Source organism: uncultured Lacinutrix sp. (genome assembly GCF_947500325.1).
GTDB lineage: Bacteria > Bacteroidota > Bacteroidia > Flavobacteriales > Flavobacteriaceae > Lacinutrix.
In genome coordinates, this window is sequence record NZ_CANMRQ010000098.1 from 1 (window position 1) to 428 (window position 428).

The 428-nt window shown below is 36.4% G+C and carries 1 pseudogene; it reads left to right on the forward strand.

The window, feature by feature from the left end:
• Positions 1 to 428: pseudogene (locus Q0997_RS20340) on the forward strand (gliding motility-associated C-terminal domain-containing protein); the annotation flags it as partial.

Consider the following 428-nt stretch of genomic DNA (forward strand, 5'->3'; position numbering starts at 1 on the left):
GTAACTGACCAAACTCTAGAATGTGACGGTGATAATAACCAAACCATTGCAGACCAATGGAATGCTGATAACATTGCAGCTATTCAAGCCTGTGCTAATGATATTAATGTTACGGTTACTTCTAACTACGACTTTACAACGCTTACAACTACTTGTGGTTTAGGTGGTACTATTGCGGTAACTTATACTGCTACTGATGCTTGTAACAATAGTGAAACTTTAAATGCTACTTTAACGCTTAATGATTCTACTGGTCCTACATTTACTGTTCCTGCTGATATTACTATTAACTGTGAACAAGATCCTAATGATTTAACACTTACTGGTGATGTAACTGATGAAGCAGATAATTGTGATAACACGCTAGAGGCTACATTTACTGATAGTACAGCTAATGGTACTTGTGCTAACGAATCTGTGATTACTAG